Origin of the sequence: Faecalibacter macacae (assembly GCF_003687725.1) — a bacterium.
GTDB lineage: Bacteria > Bacteroidota > Bacteroidia > Flavobacteriales > Weeksellaceae > Empedobacter > Empedobacter macacae.
In genome coordinates this window covers 3,605-18,305 of the sequence record NZ_RDOJ01000003.1, presented here as the reverse complement: position 1 = coordinate 18,305, position 14,701 = coordinate 3,605, and the positions used below count along the sequence as shown (strand labels likewise).

Below are 14,701 nucleotides of genomic sequence, written 5' to 3'. Positions count from 1 at the left end.
CTTCATGAAAAACTTTTTGCCACTACTAATTTTATTATGTTCTCTTAACATAAATGCACAAGAAAATTTCAAATTCCCTACATATCCTGGTTGTCAGAAACAAAAAACGAATGACGAATTGAAGAAATGTTTCTACGAAAGGTTATCTGATGAAATTAGATCAGAATTTTATGAACAAGATCATTTTTGGATTGAGAATAATAACATCAATCAAACAACGCTTGTTTTTACCGTTACTAAAAATGGAGATTTAGCAAACTTTAGTTATACAAAAGATAGTAATCCTGAAGCTGCTAAATTCTTTTTAAAACATATTTATCGTGTCAAAAAACATTACGAATCCAGAGGTAAAAAATTTATTCCAGCTAAAAATGATGGAAAACCAATCGATTTTCAGATTCATTATCAATTTAGATATCACCAATCAAAATAAGTAAATCAAAGCCTTTGTTATTTCAGAGGCTATTTTTATATCAATTTGGTAATATTTATCTCAAAAATAAACACATAATCTTTTTTAAAATACTTGTACTCTGAAAGGAAAAGATTATTTTTGCCTATTCGACAAGAAGAGTATGAAAAATATCCGTAATTTCTGTATTATCGCCCATATTGACCATGGTAAAAGTACCTTGGCCGATCGTCTATTACAAGTAACAAACACGATTTCAGCCCGTGAGTTACAAAATCAAACCTTAGACGATATGGATTTGGAGCGTGAACGTGGTATCACGATCAAATCGCACGCTATCCAAATGGAATATGAAAAAGATGGTGAAAAATATATTTTAAATTTAATTGATACTCCTGGTCACGTTGATTTCTCTTACGAGGTTTCTCGTTCGATTGCAGCATGTGAAGGAGCGTTATTAATTGTGGATGCTGCACAAAGTATCCAAGCACAAACAATTTCTAACTTATATCTAGCTTTAGAAAATAATTTAGAGATTATTCCTGTATTGAACAAAATCGATTTACCTTCTGCTAATCCAGAAGAAGTAACAGACGATATTGTTGATTTATTAGGTTGTGATCCAGAAGATGTATTACGTTGTTCTGGTAAAACCGGTGAAGGTGTTTTAGAATTATTACACACAATCATCGAGAAAGTTCCTGCCCCGGTTGGTGATCCTGAAGCGCCTTTACAAGCGTTAATTTTCGACTCTGTTTATAATCCTTTCCGTGGAATCGAAGCATTCTACAAAGTGGTAAACGGTGAGATTAAAAAAGGTGACCAAGTAAAATTCATGGCTACAAATAAAAAATATTTTGCTGATGAAATTGGAACTTTAAAATTAAACCAAGTAGAAAAGAAAACGATTAAAACTGGAGATGTTGGTTACATCATTTCTGGGATTAAAGATGCTTCTGAGGTAAAAGTTGGTGATACAATTACACTAGTTGATAATCCTGCTGCTGAAGCTATCGATGGTTTCGAGGAGGTAAAACCAATGGTATTCGCAGGTATTTATCCTGTAGATACGGAAGATTACGAAGATTTACGTGCATCGATTGAAAAGTTACGTTTAAATGATGCTTCATTAACTTTCGAGGCTGAATCTTCTGCTGCTTTAGGGTTTGGTTTCCGTTGTGGATTCTTAGGAATGTTACACTTAGAAATCGTTCAAGAGCGTTTAGAGCGTGAGTTTGGTATGACAGTTATTACAACTGTACCTAACGTATCGTACGAGGCGTATTTAGAAAAAGATCCAGAAAAAGCAATTCACGTACACAATCCATCTGAATTACCAGATCCATCAGGATTAAATCGTGTTGAAGAGCCATATATTCGTGCAGCAATCATTACAAAATCTGAATTTGTTGGACCAGTAATGAGTTTATGTATCGAAAAACGTGGGGAGTTACAATCACAAACTTATTTAACTCAACACCGTGTTGAAATGATTTTCAATATGCCTTTAGCTGAGGTTGTATTCGATTTCTATGATCGTTTAAAATCAATTTCTAAAGGATATGCTTCTTTCGATTATGCGCCATCAGGAATGAAAGCATCGAAATTAGTTAAAGTAGATATTATGATTCACGGAGATGTAGTTGATGCTTTATCTGCTTTAATTCACGTAGACAACGCGTACAACATTGGTAAAAAAATGTGTGAGAAATTACGCGAATTAATCCCACGTCAACAATTCGATATTCCAATCCAAGCTGCGATTGGTGCGAAAATTATTGCTCGTGAAACAATTAAAGCGTTACGTAAAGACGTTACTGCTAAATGTTACGGTGGAGATATTTCTCGTAAACGTAAATTATTAGAAAAACAAAAAGCTGGTAAGAAAAAAATGCGTCAAATTGGACGTGTAGAGGTTCCACAATCTGCCTTCTTAGCAGTATTAAAATTAAACGATTAAGATTATTAATTTTAAATAAATATAAAATGGCTGTCTCGAATTGAGGCGGCCATTTTTTTATTATTCCTTCTTAAATTATCACATTAAATCTATCGAGATATAAAATTCTTCGACAAACTCAAAATGACAAATTGTTTTCTAATAATCATATTTACAAAATTAACATCTAAATATATGACGTTAATAAATTAAATAGAATGAAAGATTAAAATGAATTAGTGAACGATAGTGAATCATTTAATTCATTTCTGGAATGATATTTAATTTTAGTCAAATAGATTTAAAGTCTTGATTTTTTGAATACTTTTTTATCAAGAAAAAAGTATTGAATTCCTTAACTTCGTTACAATTCAGATTAAACATGAAAAACATTCTATTTACAACAATTACTTTAGCCTCTATCTCGGCTTTTGGACAAAATATAAGCAATCAAAAAATTGATCAAGTCACAGAAAATGCAATGAAAGCATTTGACGTTCCTGGAATCGCGGTTGCCGTAACTAAAGACGGATCAATTGTTCACTCAAAAGGTTACGGTATAAAATCGATCAAAACAGGTGAAAAACTTGAATCTTCAACTAATTTCGGAATAGCATCAAACTCAAAAGCGTTTACTGCAGCGGCTTTAGCGATTTTAGTTGATGAAGGGAAAATTTCTTGGGAAGATAAAGTCATCAAACATATTCCTGAATTTAAAATGTACAACGAATATGTTACAAAAGAATTCACTATTCGTGATTTATTAACGCACCGAAGCGGATTAGGTTTAGGCGCTGGCGATTTAATGGTTTGGCCTGACGGACACAATTTCACTCCGAAGGACATCATAAATAATATTCAATATTTAAAACCTGTTTCAGATTTCCGTTCAAAATATGATTATGATAATTTATTATACATTATCGCAGGTGAAGTTGTAGAACGTGTTTCTGGTCAATCTTGGACAGATTTTGTTACAAAACGATTATTAGAGCCAATCGGAATGACAAATTCTGGTGCGAATTGGCATTTATTAGCGGATAAAAAAAATACGATTGATCCACACGTTCCGATTGATGGGAAATTACAAGTAATTGATCGTTATACAAATACCATTTTTGATGCTGCTGCCGGAATTTATTCTAACGTAGATGATGTTGCAAAATGGTTACAATTCAATTTAAATAAAGGAAAAGTAAACGGAAAACAAATCATTTCTGAAAAGCAAATGAAAGAAATGATTTCACCAGTAACTTTACAAAAAGTTGCGACAAATCAGCCTTATAATTCATTATTTAAAGCCTATGGTTTGGGATGGCAATTGCAAGATTACAACGGAAAATTAGAAGTTTCACATACTGGAGGTTTAGAAGGAATCGTAACACAAACGATTTGGTATCCGCAAATCAATTTAGGAATTGTGGTCTTAACGAATCAACAATCTGGAGTTGCTTTTAATTCAGTTTCAAACACAATTAAAGATTTTTATTTAGGAAATCCAGAAAAAGATTGGGTTGGTTTTTATGATAATATCATGAAATCTCGTACAGCTGAAGCTGATGTGATTACAGACGAAGTTTGGAAAACAGTTGAAGCGAATCAGAAAAATAAAAAGCTAAAAATTGATACTAAATCTTTAGTCGGAATGTACAAAGATAATTGGTTTGGTGATGTGGAAATTTACGAGAAAAAAGGAAAATTAATTTTCGAATCGAAACGTTCGCCACAATTAACAGGAGAAATGTTCTATTACAAAGACAATACGTATGCTGTAAAATGGAACAATCGTTATTTTCATGCAGATGCGTTTGTTTTTGCAGAAATGAAAGGTGGAAAATTGGCTGGATTTAAAATGAAGGCGATTTCTCCGATGACCGATTTTAGTTACGACTTCCACGATTTAGATTTTAGTAGAAAATAATCAGTTTATTAGTTATGCTAGATTTGTTTTAATTTGATATTACAATTAGATAAGCTCATACAACAAGCTCATAATGATAAAACCAATTGTCAGTTCGAGCTTGTCGAGAACTTTATAAATTTTAATAATATTTCTCTTAAAATAAATCACTCAAAATGAAGAATATGTCAAGCTGAACTTGTTTCAGCTTCTCATAATATATGAATGTTATCCTGAAATAAATTCAGGATGACTTTTTTTGAAATTACCATGAAATTCAAAGGTTATATTTTAGGATTACTTTCGTCTATATCATACGGATTAATTCCTTTATTCATCTTACCAATTAAACAAGCAAATTTTTCGTTAGATACAACATTATTTTATCGATTTTTATTTTCTGCTTTAATAGTTGGTACGTATTTATTAATTAAAAAACAATCCATCAAAATTAATCTAAGACAACTTCCTGTTTTAATTATTTTAGGATTACTATATGCAATTTCTGCTGAGGCACTTTTCTTAGGTTACGATTATTTAACACCCGGAATTGCCTCCACCTTACTATTTGTTTATCCTTTGATAGTTGCTATAATAATGGCTGTTTTTTTTAAAGAAAAATTAACCATTTCAGCAATAATTGCAATCCTATTTGTTCTAGCAGGTGTAATATTATTAAGTTTTAAAGATGGAGAATTTAATTTAAATCCTATCGGATTAGGAATCGTTTTTATAAGCGCTTTAGGTTATGGATTATATATCGTAACCGTAAACAAATCGAACGTAAAAGAATTAAAAGGATTCACCTTAAGCTTTTATTCATTTTTATTTACAACTATTTATTATGCCGTAAAAATGATTATTAACAAAGATTCATTCTTGTTGCCATCAATAAATTTAGCATTCAATTTCTTTACGTTTGCTTTTGTTACGACTGTAATTTCAAGTATAGCATTAATCTATGCAATAAAATACATTGGTTCTACGCCAACATCAATTTTAGGTGCATTTGAGCCAGTTGTTGCAGTTGCAGTAAGTGTAATTTTATTTGGCGAAGATTTTTCTTTGAGTTTAGCTTTCGGAATTTTATTAATTATTCTGGGTGTTACGCTTAATGTTGTTGGCGATGCTTATCAAGAAAAAAAGAAAATTAAAACATAATTTAAAAACCTTCAGATTTCGATTTGAAGGTTTTATTTTTGTGCAATGAAACGAATTTTTAATGCGGAAGGTTGGAATAGAAAAGAACATTACGAGTTGTTTTCTAATTTAGATAATCCATATGTGGGTGTTGTTGCGGAAGTTGAATGTACAAATGCATACAATTATTCTAAAGCAAACGGAATTTCATTTTTTGCACTTTATCTTTTTTCTTCGATGCTAGCTGAAAATAAAATCGAAGAATTTAAATATCGCTTCGAGGATGAAGAAATTTATATTTACGATCAAATAGATTGCGGAACGACAATTGGACGTAAAGACGGAACTTTTGGTTTTGCGTTTATTCCATTTACAGAAGATTTTGAAACGTTTAATACGAAGCTTCAGCAAGAAATTAACGAAGTAGAAAATTGTGTTGGTTTACACATTAAAAATGAAGATTTAACTTTAGGATTAATTCGTCACTCGACTTTTCCTTGGTCAAGATTTACAGGTTTAACTCAGCCTTCAAACTTCGGAACAAAAGAATCTATTCCTCGTATTATTTTCGGGAAAGCGTACAAACAAAATGATAAAATGTATATGCCTGTTTCTGTAGAAGCGAATCACGGTTTTGTTGATGGTTTACATTTAGCGAATTATTTAGCGAATTTTGAGAAAGAATTAATGAAATATTAAAATAGAAAAAACGAAGTTCGAGATTAGAATTTCGTTTTTTTTATTCTGATGTGATGTTGAAACGAGTTAAACATGACTTCTACAGATTTGTCAAGCTGAATTTATTTCAGCTTCTCATGATATAAATAACTAAATGTGATTCTGAAACAAGTTCAGAATGAAGAATATTTTATAAAAACCCGAATTTCTATCATAGAAATTCGGACTTTATTTATTATTTAATTTCTTCAACAGGTTCTTCTGGTTCATATAATATTGGAAAATATTGTTTATCCTCTTTCAAAACAAAATCATAATCCGTATCGTAAAAATGTGCTAATTTTCTTAATTGATAATTTCCTACTTCGTTTTTTTGATATCGAAAAGCATAACCACTAAATTCGTGACAAAAGAATTCAATATCCATTTTTAAAGGAGTAAAATTTAAATTAACTGTATCAATATGATTCGTTAAGAATTCGTTTATAATAAAATCAATCGTATAATACTTTTTATTTATCGTAAGAGGTAAACTATAATAATTACCGAATGAACAATCATTTGTAGATTCTGAAATATAGATATATAAATTATTAGCTGTAAAAATTGGTGAAATAGTTATAGGATCTATATTATTATTTTCAGCAATATTAATAGATTGCCTTAAAGCATTATAAAACTTTTCATCTTTGATTTCTTTCGGAATTTCTATTTTAGATTCGAAAGTAGATTTTTTCTCTTTGCATCCAAAGAAAAAAAGTAAAATTAGAAAAGCGTAAAATAATTTCATATCAAGTGTTTGACTAAAGATAAAAATTAATCTTTATCAATCACTTGAATCGCTTCATTAATTAAATCAAATTCATAGCCTTTGTAAGCCAAATACGCTTTTATTTTATTGATTTTTTTAAAGGATTCACGCTCGCTATATAAAGCATCATATTTTTTTTGAGCCAATTTGGTTAAGTTATTCCAATATTTTTCGGGATCAATTTCATCTTTAAATGCTTTATCAATTAATTTTCCATCAATTTGTCGCAATTTTAATTCTTGTCGAAGTCGATTTCTTCCCCATAATTTTTGATTGACTTTTCCTCGAACAAAACTAAAAGCAAAACGTTCTTCATTCAAAAATCCGTAATGAATTAATTTATATAGAACTTCATCTTTCGCTTCCGGAATCAAATCAAATTCGCGCAGTTTTTTTTCCACTTCCCAATGACAACGATCTTGATAAAGGCAATATTTCGCCATTTTATCTTTGATTTCGTCTATCGTATAGATTTTTTTTGAGTTGTCTTTTGGAGTGAAATTCATCAGACAAAGATAATCAGTTAATGTGATAATTTGTGAAATAGAAAATTAATGAATGATAGAAATCGTCTAACTTCTCGATACAATTTTCTTCGAAAAGCTCAGTATAACAGAACTTAGAACAAAACTTAAAAAAAGCGTTAGGGATTGAAGTGGAAATCCTTTTTTTCAGCGGTGACTGAGCTTGTCGAAGTCGAGCAAAAAAGATTGAAAACGGAAAGCCCGCCCGAAGGGAACGCCCTAAAAATAAAAAAACTGAACCATTTCTGATTCAGTTTTTAACATATGTTGATAAGTCTAAACTTACGCTTTCTTTAATTCTGCAATGTATTCTGTAGGATTCTCTGCATTAAATACTGCCGAACCTGCAACTAAAGCATCTGCACCAGCTTCGATTAATTTAGATGCATTTTGTACACCTACTCCACCATCAATTTCAATGATTACATCAGCACCAGCTTCTGTAATCATTTGTTTTAATTTAGATACTTTATTATATGTATTCTCAATGAATTTTTGTCCTCCGAAACCTGGATTCACACTCATGATTAATACTAAATCTAAATCATTGATAACGTCTTCTAAAACCGAAACAGGCGTGTGTGGATTTAAAGCAACACCAGCTTTCATACCTTCTGCTTTAATGGCTTGGATTGTACGATGTAAATGTGTACAAGCCTCGTAATGAACCGTTAAAATATCTGCGCCAACTTGCTTGAATGTAGAAATGTAACGATCTGGTTCAACAATCATTAAATGTACATCTAAAACTTTGTCTGTTAACGAATTAATTTTATCGATAATTGGCATTCCGTAAGAAATATTCGGAACAAAAACGCCGTCCATTACATCTAAATGAAACCATTCTGCTTGAGAATTGTTTACCATTTCGATGTCTTTGGCTAAATTCCCAAAATCTGCTGCTAAAATTGATGGTGCTATAATCGCCATAATTGTATTTTTTGTTTGTTTGTATTTGTGGTGCAAAGGTAAGGAAATAAAAAAATCGTTGAGATATTCAACGATTTATATTTTTTAGAAATTATATCCAACACGAAAACCCAAATCTAATGCAAAACCATTATTAGTTCTTTTTCCTTCGGAAGTTGTGTAGTTTTCGAAATCATGTATTGCATAAGTTTCTTGATACAAAGCTAAACCCAATCCTGTGTAAAACTCATAAAAGAAGTTTTGGGAAAAAGATCGTTTTAGTCCATAATTTATAGTTATTGTTCCTTGTGGATTAATCGTTACATCATCAGTTTTTGCTGTTAACCAATCCGGAACATAATCTCCTTTTAAAGCGATATAATTTCCTGAATTATTTTTGGTATTTTTTCCTTTACCTAATCTTCGGTCAAAATTATAATAATAACGACCTTCTAAAGCAATGCTTGTTGTTAAAATGTAATCAAAATCACTTTCTCCTGACCAATCTTCAGAGTAAGAGAACCCTCCGATATAGTCTAATGAACCTACAGCTGTAAAATTATCAGATAAAGCTTTTTCATATTGAATCCCAATTCCTATAAAGCTGATGTTTGCATTAAAAAGATCTGTTGCTTTTTCTTGAGCGAAAATAGTAGTTGATAAGAATAGAGTAAATAATGTTTTTTTCATTTTATGTTAATTCTATATTGTTGTATAAATATAGATATAAAACTTATTAATCTAACAACATTTTAAAATCTACGAAGTTATATGGTTCTTCGCCAGATTTTTCCTCGTTAATAGTAAAATGAATACTATTATTTGATAAAAATAAGAATGAATATTGATCCTTATTTTGGTCAGATTCTCTGAACTCAAAATATTCATCACCAATTACACACCAAACTCCTTTTTCTTCGGCATAGGTAACTTCATCATCAGCATGTATCGTTTTAAAAGTTATATACATTGTACCATCAGCCTTGCGATTAATAATCCAGCTGTTTGTTTCACCTTTAAAAAATTTACCATGATCTGTACCTTTCCATACGCCAACAAAACGAGGGTCTGTCTTTGTATTTTCAAAGAAGAATAGAGATTTATCTCTATCTTTTAATATTAAATTCACAATATAAGTAAATAACAAATTAATAATTAAAAAAGCAGCTCTAAAAAAAGCTGCTCTTCTTTATTTTATTAACGTCCGATGTACGTTTTTAAGATTTTAGATCTTGAAGTGTGTTTTAATCGACGAATTGCTTTTTCTTTAATCTGACGAACACGCTCACGAGTTAAATCGAAAGTTTCTCCAATTTCTTCTAAAGTCATTGGGTGTTGTCCATTTAAACCAAAGTATAAACGAATTAAATCAGCCTCACGTGGAGTTAACGTTTGTAATGCACGCTCAATCTCTACACGTAAAGACTCGATCATTAATTGCATATCTGGAGATGGAGACTCACCGATGTTTAATACATCATATAAGTTAGAATCTTCACCTTCTACTAATGGAGCATCCATCGATACGTGACGACCAGAGTTTTTCATCGACTCTTTAACATCACCTTCAGACATATCTAAAACTTCAGAAATCTCTTCAGCAGATGGAGCACGCTCATGTTCTTGCTCTAATAAAGCGTATGCTTTATTAATTTTATTAATAGATCCAATTTTATTTAATGGTAAACGTACGATACGAGATTGCTCTGCTAACGCTTGTAAGATCGATTGACGAATCCACCATACTGCGTATGAAATGAATTTGAAACCACGAGTTTCATCAAAACGTTGTGCAGCTTTAATTAAACCTAAGTTTCCTTCGTTGATTAAATCTGGTAAACTTAACCCTTGATTTTGGTATTGTTTCGCTACAGATACAACGAAACGTAAGTTTGCTTTTGTTAATTTTTCTAAGGCAACACGATCACCTGCTTTAATGCGTTGTGCTAATTCTACTTCCTCTTCTGCTGTAATTAAATCTACTTTACCAATCTCCTGTAAGTATTTATCTAACGACGCAGTTTCACGATTTGTTACCTGCTTTGTAATTTTAAGCTGTCTCATTTAACTAAAAACCTCCTTTTTATATGAATGATTGTTTGAATAAAAAAGCCCTTTTGAATAGGCTCTTTATAATATATACGTAGAAAAACAAAAAAGGTTACAAAATATTGTAAAATATTTTATTTTAGTCTCTTAAAACTTCATAAATCATGTGAGCAGCTAACTTCGAAGTCTGATTATCACGATCAAAAGTTGGATTAACTTCAACAATATCAAAGATTTTAACCTTGTTTGATTTCTTTAAAAGTTTTAAAATATATTTTACTTGAAAAGGTGTTAAACCGTTAATTGTAGTTGCACTTACACCTGGCGCATATGCTACATCAAATACATCCATATCTAATGTGATATAAATATTTTCAAATTGTTCTATATAAATTTTAATTTCGTCTAAAACTCGATTAAAGTTAGCATGAATTTCATCTGCCAAAATATAATCAACCTTCATATCATCAGCTCTATTAAATAAAGCTTTCGTATTTCCTAATTCTTGTATTCCGATGGCTAAATAATTAAATGCTAAATTATTTTGGTCGCAATATTTTTTCATTTCGTAAAATGGAGTTCCAGAAGTAGAATTTTTTGTTGGAATACGAATATCGAAATGAGCATCAATGTTAATTACAGCACTATTTTTAGGGGAATTTTTAATAAATGCTAAATAATCACCTAAAGCAGTTTCATGTCCACCGCCAATTACAATAGGAAAATTATTTTGATTCAGAATAGTTGAAACAATTTCAACCTGTTTATCTCTACCTGCTTCTAAATTTTCATCGACTATTATATTTCCAAAATCTGAAATACTTTGATTTGAAAAATGTACAGGTAAATTTGCTAACACTTTACGAATCGTATCAGGAGCTTCTTTCGCTCCTAAACGACCTTTATTTCTATTTACACCTTCTTCTGAGCAGAATCCTACAATAACCTTTGAATTTGATACTCCATCTTTAAAAGGTGTTATAATCTGATGAATTCTATTTCCTAATTCTCCATCTTCAGTATCAAATCGTCCTGTCCAAATCGTAGTATCAAAAGGTGTTAATTGCATTATTTATAAAATTTTGGTAATGATAGATTAAATTTAACTGCAATAATTCTAATAACCGCAATTAAACTACCTGAAATAATAAAATTAATATTTCGATCGATACCTAAATCATCTAAAATTAAATAAGTAATACCTCCTATAATACATGCTGTTGCATAAATTTCTTCGACAAAAATCGTTGGTGTTTTGTTAATCATCGTATCACGAATAACTCCTCCCATAACGGCTGTGAACATTCCCATCACGACAGAAATAAAATCATTAGCTCCTAATGATTGAGCTTTTTCTAAACCTACAATTGTAAATAATGCTATCCCTAATGTATCGAAAAGCATTAATGTTGTTCTTAATTTAACGAAATATTTGTAGAATAATCCTGGTAATAAAATACCTAAGAAAATAGTATAAATGATATTCATATCATTGAACCATACTAATGGATAACTATTCAAAAATAGATCACGTAAAGTTCCTCCACCTATTGCTGTAATAAAAGCTATAAATGTAATACCAAACCAATCATGCTTTTGACGTTCGTCTCCAGCCATTGCTCCAGAAATAGCAAAAGCTAATGTTCCTATTAATTCGAATATATATTGTATTTGCATATTTTTTTTATAAAGGGCGACAAATATGGACAATATTTACTTAATAATGAAATTAGATATACCCTTTAACAATAAAAAAGTGAAGCTTTTAGCTTCACTTTAACATTTGAATATTTTAATGACTTTTAAATTTCGGTATAGACAGGTTGTATCTTAATGCTGCTAATCTTATAGCTACAATTAAACCACCTGCTATAAAGAAATTAAATGTTCTATCAATTTCTAAAGAATCTAATACGACATATAAAACTGCTCCTGCTAAACAGGCTGAAGCATAAATCTCTTTTCTAAATACAATTGGTAACTCGTTAATCATCATATCACGAATAACACCACCCATAATAGCTGTAAACATCCCCATAATAATCGCAACTACCGGACTTACTCCTAATCCTAATGCTTTCTCAACACCAACTATTGTAAATAGAGCAATACCCAATGTATCAAATAACATAAATGTTTTCCTTAATTTTAAAAAGAAATCATAGAATATAGCAGCTAAAATAATTCCTGCTGCTACGGCATATAGAATATTCACATCTTTAATCCACATAATGGGATAAGCACCTAACAATACATCACGAATTGTTCCCCCACCAAGAGAGGTTATAAATGCGGTAAATGTTACTCCAAACCAATCTTTACCTGATTTTTCATCTGCAGCTAATGCCCCTGATATTCCATAAAAAATAACTCCAAAAATCTCGAAGTAATATTGAATTTCCATTTCTATTGTATTACATCATATTGAGTTAAAAGATTCAAAAGAATCATTTTTCATTGTTAAAAATGAGGTTTAAATATACAATCGAAAAATAAAAAAAGACCAACATAATTGTTAGTCTTTTTGATTGTATTAATAATAATTTGTTTTTTCTAACTCTTTTTCATCAATTGGATCTTCATCTAAATATCGTTCTAAACTATCATCCAATTCTTTCATCCAAGGTGTATGATGTTTTTCTGCTTTAGTTTGATCCATAACAGATGTAAATGTTTTATCGCGATAAGTCAAAATATTTTGTTCTTTATCTTTTAGCCAAACTTTGAACATTTCGGCAACTTTATCCAAATCGAACATTGGATAATCAGTTAATTCAATCAAATCTTTAATATAATTTGTTTGAAAATCGACATGATCATCTGCTGAAATACATTTACTTTCATCTTCCATCCATTTTTGAATATCAGTCTGAATAGCTTCTTTAGAAGGTAAATTAATTCGACCTAAAATATAATCTCGTGCAAACCATGCTTGTGCATCAAACATATTGAATGTATAATATTGATCTTGCATTCCCAAAAATAACAATTGAGCGTTAACATCTGATATTACACCTTTATACATCCCTTCTGGATACAGACAATTTTTGGTTTTTAGACGTAAATTATCTGGTAAAAATGGAAACTTATGTTGATAACCTGTACACATGATAACAGAATCAAACTCTTTTACAGTTCCATCTTTAAAAAAAGCCTTTTTATCCTCAAAATGTGTTACCATAGGTAATTCTTCTATCCCTTGTGGCCATTTACAATCAATCGGATTCGTACGATATGAAATCGTAACTGACTTAGTACCGTGTTTATAACATTGTACGGCAATATCTTCTGCAGAATAACTACTACCAATCAACAAAATATCTTGATCAATAAAAGGATCTGCACCACGAAAATCATGCGCATGCATTACATTTCCTGTGTAATTTTCTATTCCTTTAAAATAAGGCATATTTGGTGTAGAAAAATGCCCTGTTCCGACAACTAAATAATCAAAAAACTCTTCAAAAGTTTCATTTTTCTTTAAATCATCAAAAACAACACGAAATTGCTTCTTCTCTTCTACATAATCTACCCACCTTGCAACGGTATTAAACTGTATGTACTTTCGTGCATTACTTTGTTTAATCCTTCCTTGTATATAATCAAACAAAACTTCTCGCGGTGGATAAGAAGATATTGTTTGATCAAAATGCTCAGAAAACGTATAATCCGCAAATTCTAAACATTCTTTTGGTCCATTCGACCACAAATATTTATACATACTGCCGTGTAACGGCTCTCCGTATTTACCTACACCTGTACGCCAAGTGTAATTCCACATTCCTCCCCAGTTGTCTTGCTTCTCAAAACATTTAATTTCTGGAATTTTGTTACCTTTCTTTTCTTTCGACTCGAATGCTCTTAACATAGCTAAACCACTTGGTCCAGCACCGATAATGCCTACTTTTAAACCCATGAATTGTTTTTAATTATACTTATATGAACTACTCAACTATCCCGTGATAGTAACTGATTATTTTTGTCTGAAACGACCTGATATAGAATTTCAAAAATTCTATTTTATAATGAAAAAATAGAACGTGCAATAACCTGCACCTAATTAAGAGATAGAACATCTCTTGATGAATAAATCTTATTCAAAAATATTTTTGAAGATACTAAAAATTTAGCTAACAAACAAATAATCATATTCTCTAGGCGTTCCCTCGCCAACAAAATTATAATTAAATAGTAAAAAATTCCTACGCTCGGTCGGGCTATCCGTTCCAATCTTTTGCTTCTCCATAATTTTTTAAGTAAAATTAATATCCTATTGTCATTCTATGTTTGTAAAAGAATCTAAGATAAAAAGCAAAGGATTTCCACTGCTATTCCCTAA

15 protein-coding genes are annotated in these 14,701 nt (G+C 30.7%); 5 read left to right on the top strand and 10 right to left on the bottom strand.

Annotated elements, in window-relative coordinates; translation table 11 throughout:
* The first annotated feature begins 4 nt into the window (after nucleotides 1–4).
* From EAH69_RS02650 to EAH69_RS02630, 5 genes are all read left to right on the top strand, one after another.
* Nucleotides 5–433, top strand: a complete 429-nt coding sequence (locus EAH69_RS02650) for a hypothetical protein (protein WP_121933648.1) — start codon at nucleotides 5–7, stop codon at nucleotides 431–433.
* Between the two features lie 142 nt (nucleotides 434–575).
* Nucleotides 576–2,372, top strand: a complete 1,797-nt coding sequence (gene lepA / locus EAH69_RS02645) for a translation elongation factor 4 (RefSeq protein ID WP_121933647.1) — start codon at nucleotides 576–578, stop codon at nucleotides 2,370–2,372.
* 361 nt (nucleotides 2,373–2,733) lie between these two features.
* On the top strand, nucleotides 2,734–4,272 hold the full coding sequence (locus tag EAH69_RS02640; protein WP_121933646.1) for a serine hydrolase: 1,539 nt from the start codon (nucleotides 2,734–2,736) through the stop codon (nucleotides 4,270–4,272).
* Nucleotides 4,273–4,500: 228 nt separating this feature from the next.
* Nucleotides 4,501–5,412: a DMT family transporter gene (locus EAH69_RS02635; protein WP_230466680.1), complete on the top strand. Its 912-nt coding sequence runs from the start codon at nucleotides 4,501–4,503 to the stop codon at nucleotides 5,410–5,412.
* 45 nt (nucleotides 5,413–5,457) lie between these two features.
* Complete coding sequence (locus EAH69_RS02630) at nucleotides 5,458–6,090, top strand: CatA-like O-acetyltransferase (protein WP_121933644.1); 633 nt, start codon at nucleotides 5,458–5,460, stop codon at nucleotides 6,088–6,090.
* A gap of 214 nt (nucleotides 6,091–6,304) precedes the next feature.
* Here the strand turns inward: EAH69_RS02630 and EAH69_RS02625 are convergent, their stop codons facing one another.
* The 10 genes from EAH69_RS02625 to EAH69_RS02580 form a co-directional block, all read right to left on the bottom strand.
* Complete coding sequence (locus tag EAH69_RS02625) at nucleotides 6,305–6,859, bottom strand: hypothetical protein (RefSeq protein ID WP_121933643.1); 555 nt, start codon at nucleotides 6,857–6,859, stop codon at nucleotides 6,305–6,307.
* 26 nt (nucleotides 6,860–6,885) lie between these two features.
* On the bottom strand, nucleotides 6,886–7,386 hold the full coding sequence (locus EAH69_RS02620; protein ID WP_121933642.1) for a regulatory protein RecX: 501 nt from the start codon (nucleotides 7,384–7,386) through the stop codon (nucleotides 6,886–6,888).
* Between the two features lie 300 nt (nucleotides 7,387–7,686).
* Entirely contained in the window at nucleotides 7,687–8,334 is a 648-nt protein-coding gene (rpe, locus tag EAH69_RS02615; RefSeq protein WP_121933641.1) for a ribulose-phosphate 3-epimerase, read from the bottom strand.
* A gap of 84 nt (nucleotides 8,335–8,418) precedes the next feature.
* The gene (locus tag EAH69_RS02610; protein ID WP_121933640.1) at nucleotides 8,419–9,003 is read right to left on the bottom strand and encodes a hypothetical protein; all 585 of its coding nucleotides are present in this window, start codon (nucleotides 9,001–9,003) and stop codon (nucleotides 8,419–8,421) included.
* Nucleotides 9,004–9,049: 46 nt separating this feature from the next.
* Nucleotides 9,050–9,442, bottom strand: a complete 393-nt coding sequence (locus EAH69_RS02605; RefSeq protein WP_121933639.1) for a hypothetical protein — start codon at nucleotides 9,440–9,442, stop codon at nucleotides 9,050–9,052.
* A 68-nt stretch (nucleotides 9,443–9,510) separates the two neighbouring features.
* Nucleotides 9,511–10,377, bottom strand: coding sequence for a sigma-70 family RNA polymerase sigma factor (locus EAH69_RS02600; RefSeq protein ID WP_121933638.1), 867 nt, complete (start codon nucleotides 10,375–10,377; stop codon nucleotides 9,511–9,513).
* A gap of 124 nt (nucleotides 10,378–10,501) precedes the next feature.
* Nucleotides 10,502–11,431: a formimidoylglutamase gene (gene hutG / locus EAH69_RS02595; protein WP_121933637.1), complete on the bottom strand. Its 930-nt coding sequence runs from the start codon at nucleotides 11,429–11,431 to the stop codon at nucleotides 10,502–10,504.
* A complete protein-coding gene (locus EAH69_RS02590) occupies nucleotides 11,431–12,039 on the bottom strand; it encodes a trimeric intracellular cation channel family protein (RefSeq protein ID WP_121933636.1) in 609 nt (202 codons plus the stop codon). The genes hutG and EAH69_RS02590 overlap by 1 nt, the downstream gene beginning before the upstream one ends.
* Nucleotides 12,040–12,154: 115 nt before the next feature.
* Nucleotides 12,155–12,766, bottom strand: coding sequence for a trimeric intracellular cation channel family protein (locus EAH69_RS02585; protein WP_121933635.1), 612 nt, complete (start codon nucleotides 12,764–12,766; stop codon nucleotides 12,155–12,157).
* Between the two features lie 129 nt (nucleotides 12,767–12,895).
* Nucleotides 12,896–14,278, bottom strand: coding sequence for an NAD(P)-binding domain-containing protein (locus EAH69_RS02580; RefSeq protein WP_121933634.1), 1,383 nt, complete (start codon nucleotides 14,276–14,278; stop codon nucleotides 12,896–12,898).
* Between the last annotated feature and the right edge of the window lie 423 nt (nucleotides 14,279–14,701).

Coding starts and splice junctions, on each gene's coding strand:
- EAH69_RS02650 (WP_121933648.1), top strand. CDS start 5: ATGAAAAACTTTTTGCCACTACTAATTTTATTATGTTCTCTTAACATA.
- lepA (WP_121933647.1), top strand. CDS start 576: ATGAAAAATATCCGTAATTTCTGTATTATCGCCCATATTGACCATGGT.
- EAH69_RS02640 (WP_121933646.1), top strand. CDS start 2,734: ATGAAAAACATTCTATTTACAACAATTACTTTAGCCTCTATCTCGGCT.
- EAH69_RS02635 (WP_230466680.1), top strand. CDS start 4,501: ATGACTTTTTTTGAAATTACCATGAAATTCAAAGGTTATATTTTAGGA.
- EAH69_RS02630 (WP_121933644.1), top strand. CDS start 5,458: ATGAAACGAATTTTTAATGCGGAAGGTTGGAATAGAAAAGAACATTAC.
- EAH69_RS02625 (WP_121933643.1), bottom strand. CDS start 6,859: ATGAAATTATTTTACGCTTTTCTAATTTTACTTTTTTTCTTTGGATGC.
- EAH69_RS02620 (WP_121933642.1), bottom strand. CDS start 7,386: ATGAATTTCACTCCAAAAGACAACTCAAAAAAAATCTATACGATAGAC.
- rpe (WP_121933641.1), bottom strand. CDS start 8,334: ATGGCGATTATAGCACCATCAATTTTAGCAGCAGATTTTGGGAATTTA.
- EAH69_RS02610 (WP_121933640.1), bottom strand. CDS start 9,003: ATGAAAAAAACATTATTTACTCTATTCTTATCAACTACTATTTTCGCT.
- EAH69_RS02600 (WP_121933638.1), bottom strand. CDS start 10,377: ATGAGACAGCTTAAAATTACAAAGCAGGTAACAAATCGTGAAACTGCG.
- hutG (WP_121933637.1), bottom strand. CDS start 11,431: ATGCAATTAACACCTTTTGATACTACGATTTGGACAGGACGATTTGAT.
- EAH69_RS02590 (WP_121933636.1), bottom strand. CDS start 12,039: ATGCAAATACAATATATATTCGAATTAATAGGAACATTAGCTTTTGCT.
- EAH69_RS02585 (WP_121933635.1), bottom strand. CDS start 12,766: ATGGAAATTCAATATTACTTCGAGATTTTTGGAGTTATTTTTTATGGA.
- EAH69_RS02580 (WP_121933634.1), bottom strand. CDS start 14,278: ATGGGTTTAAAAGTAGGCATTATCGGTGCTGGACCAAGTGGTTTAGCT.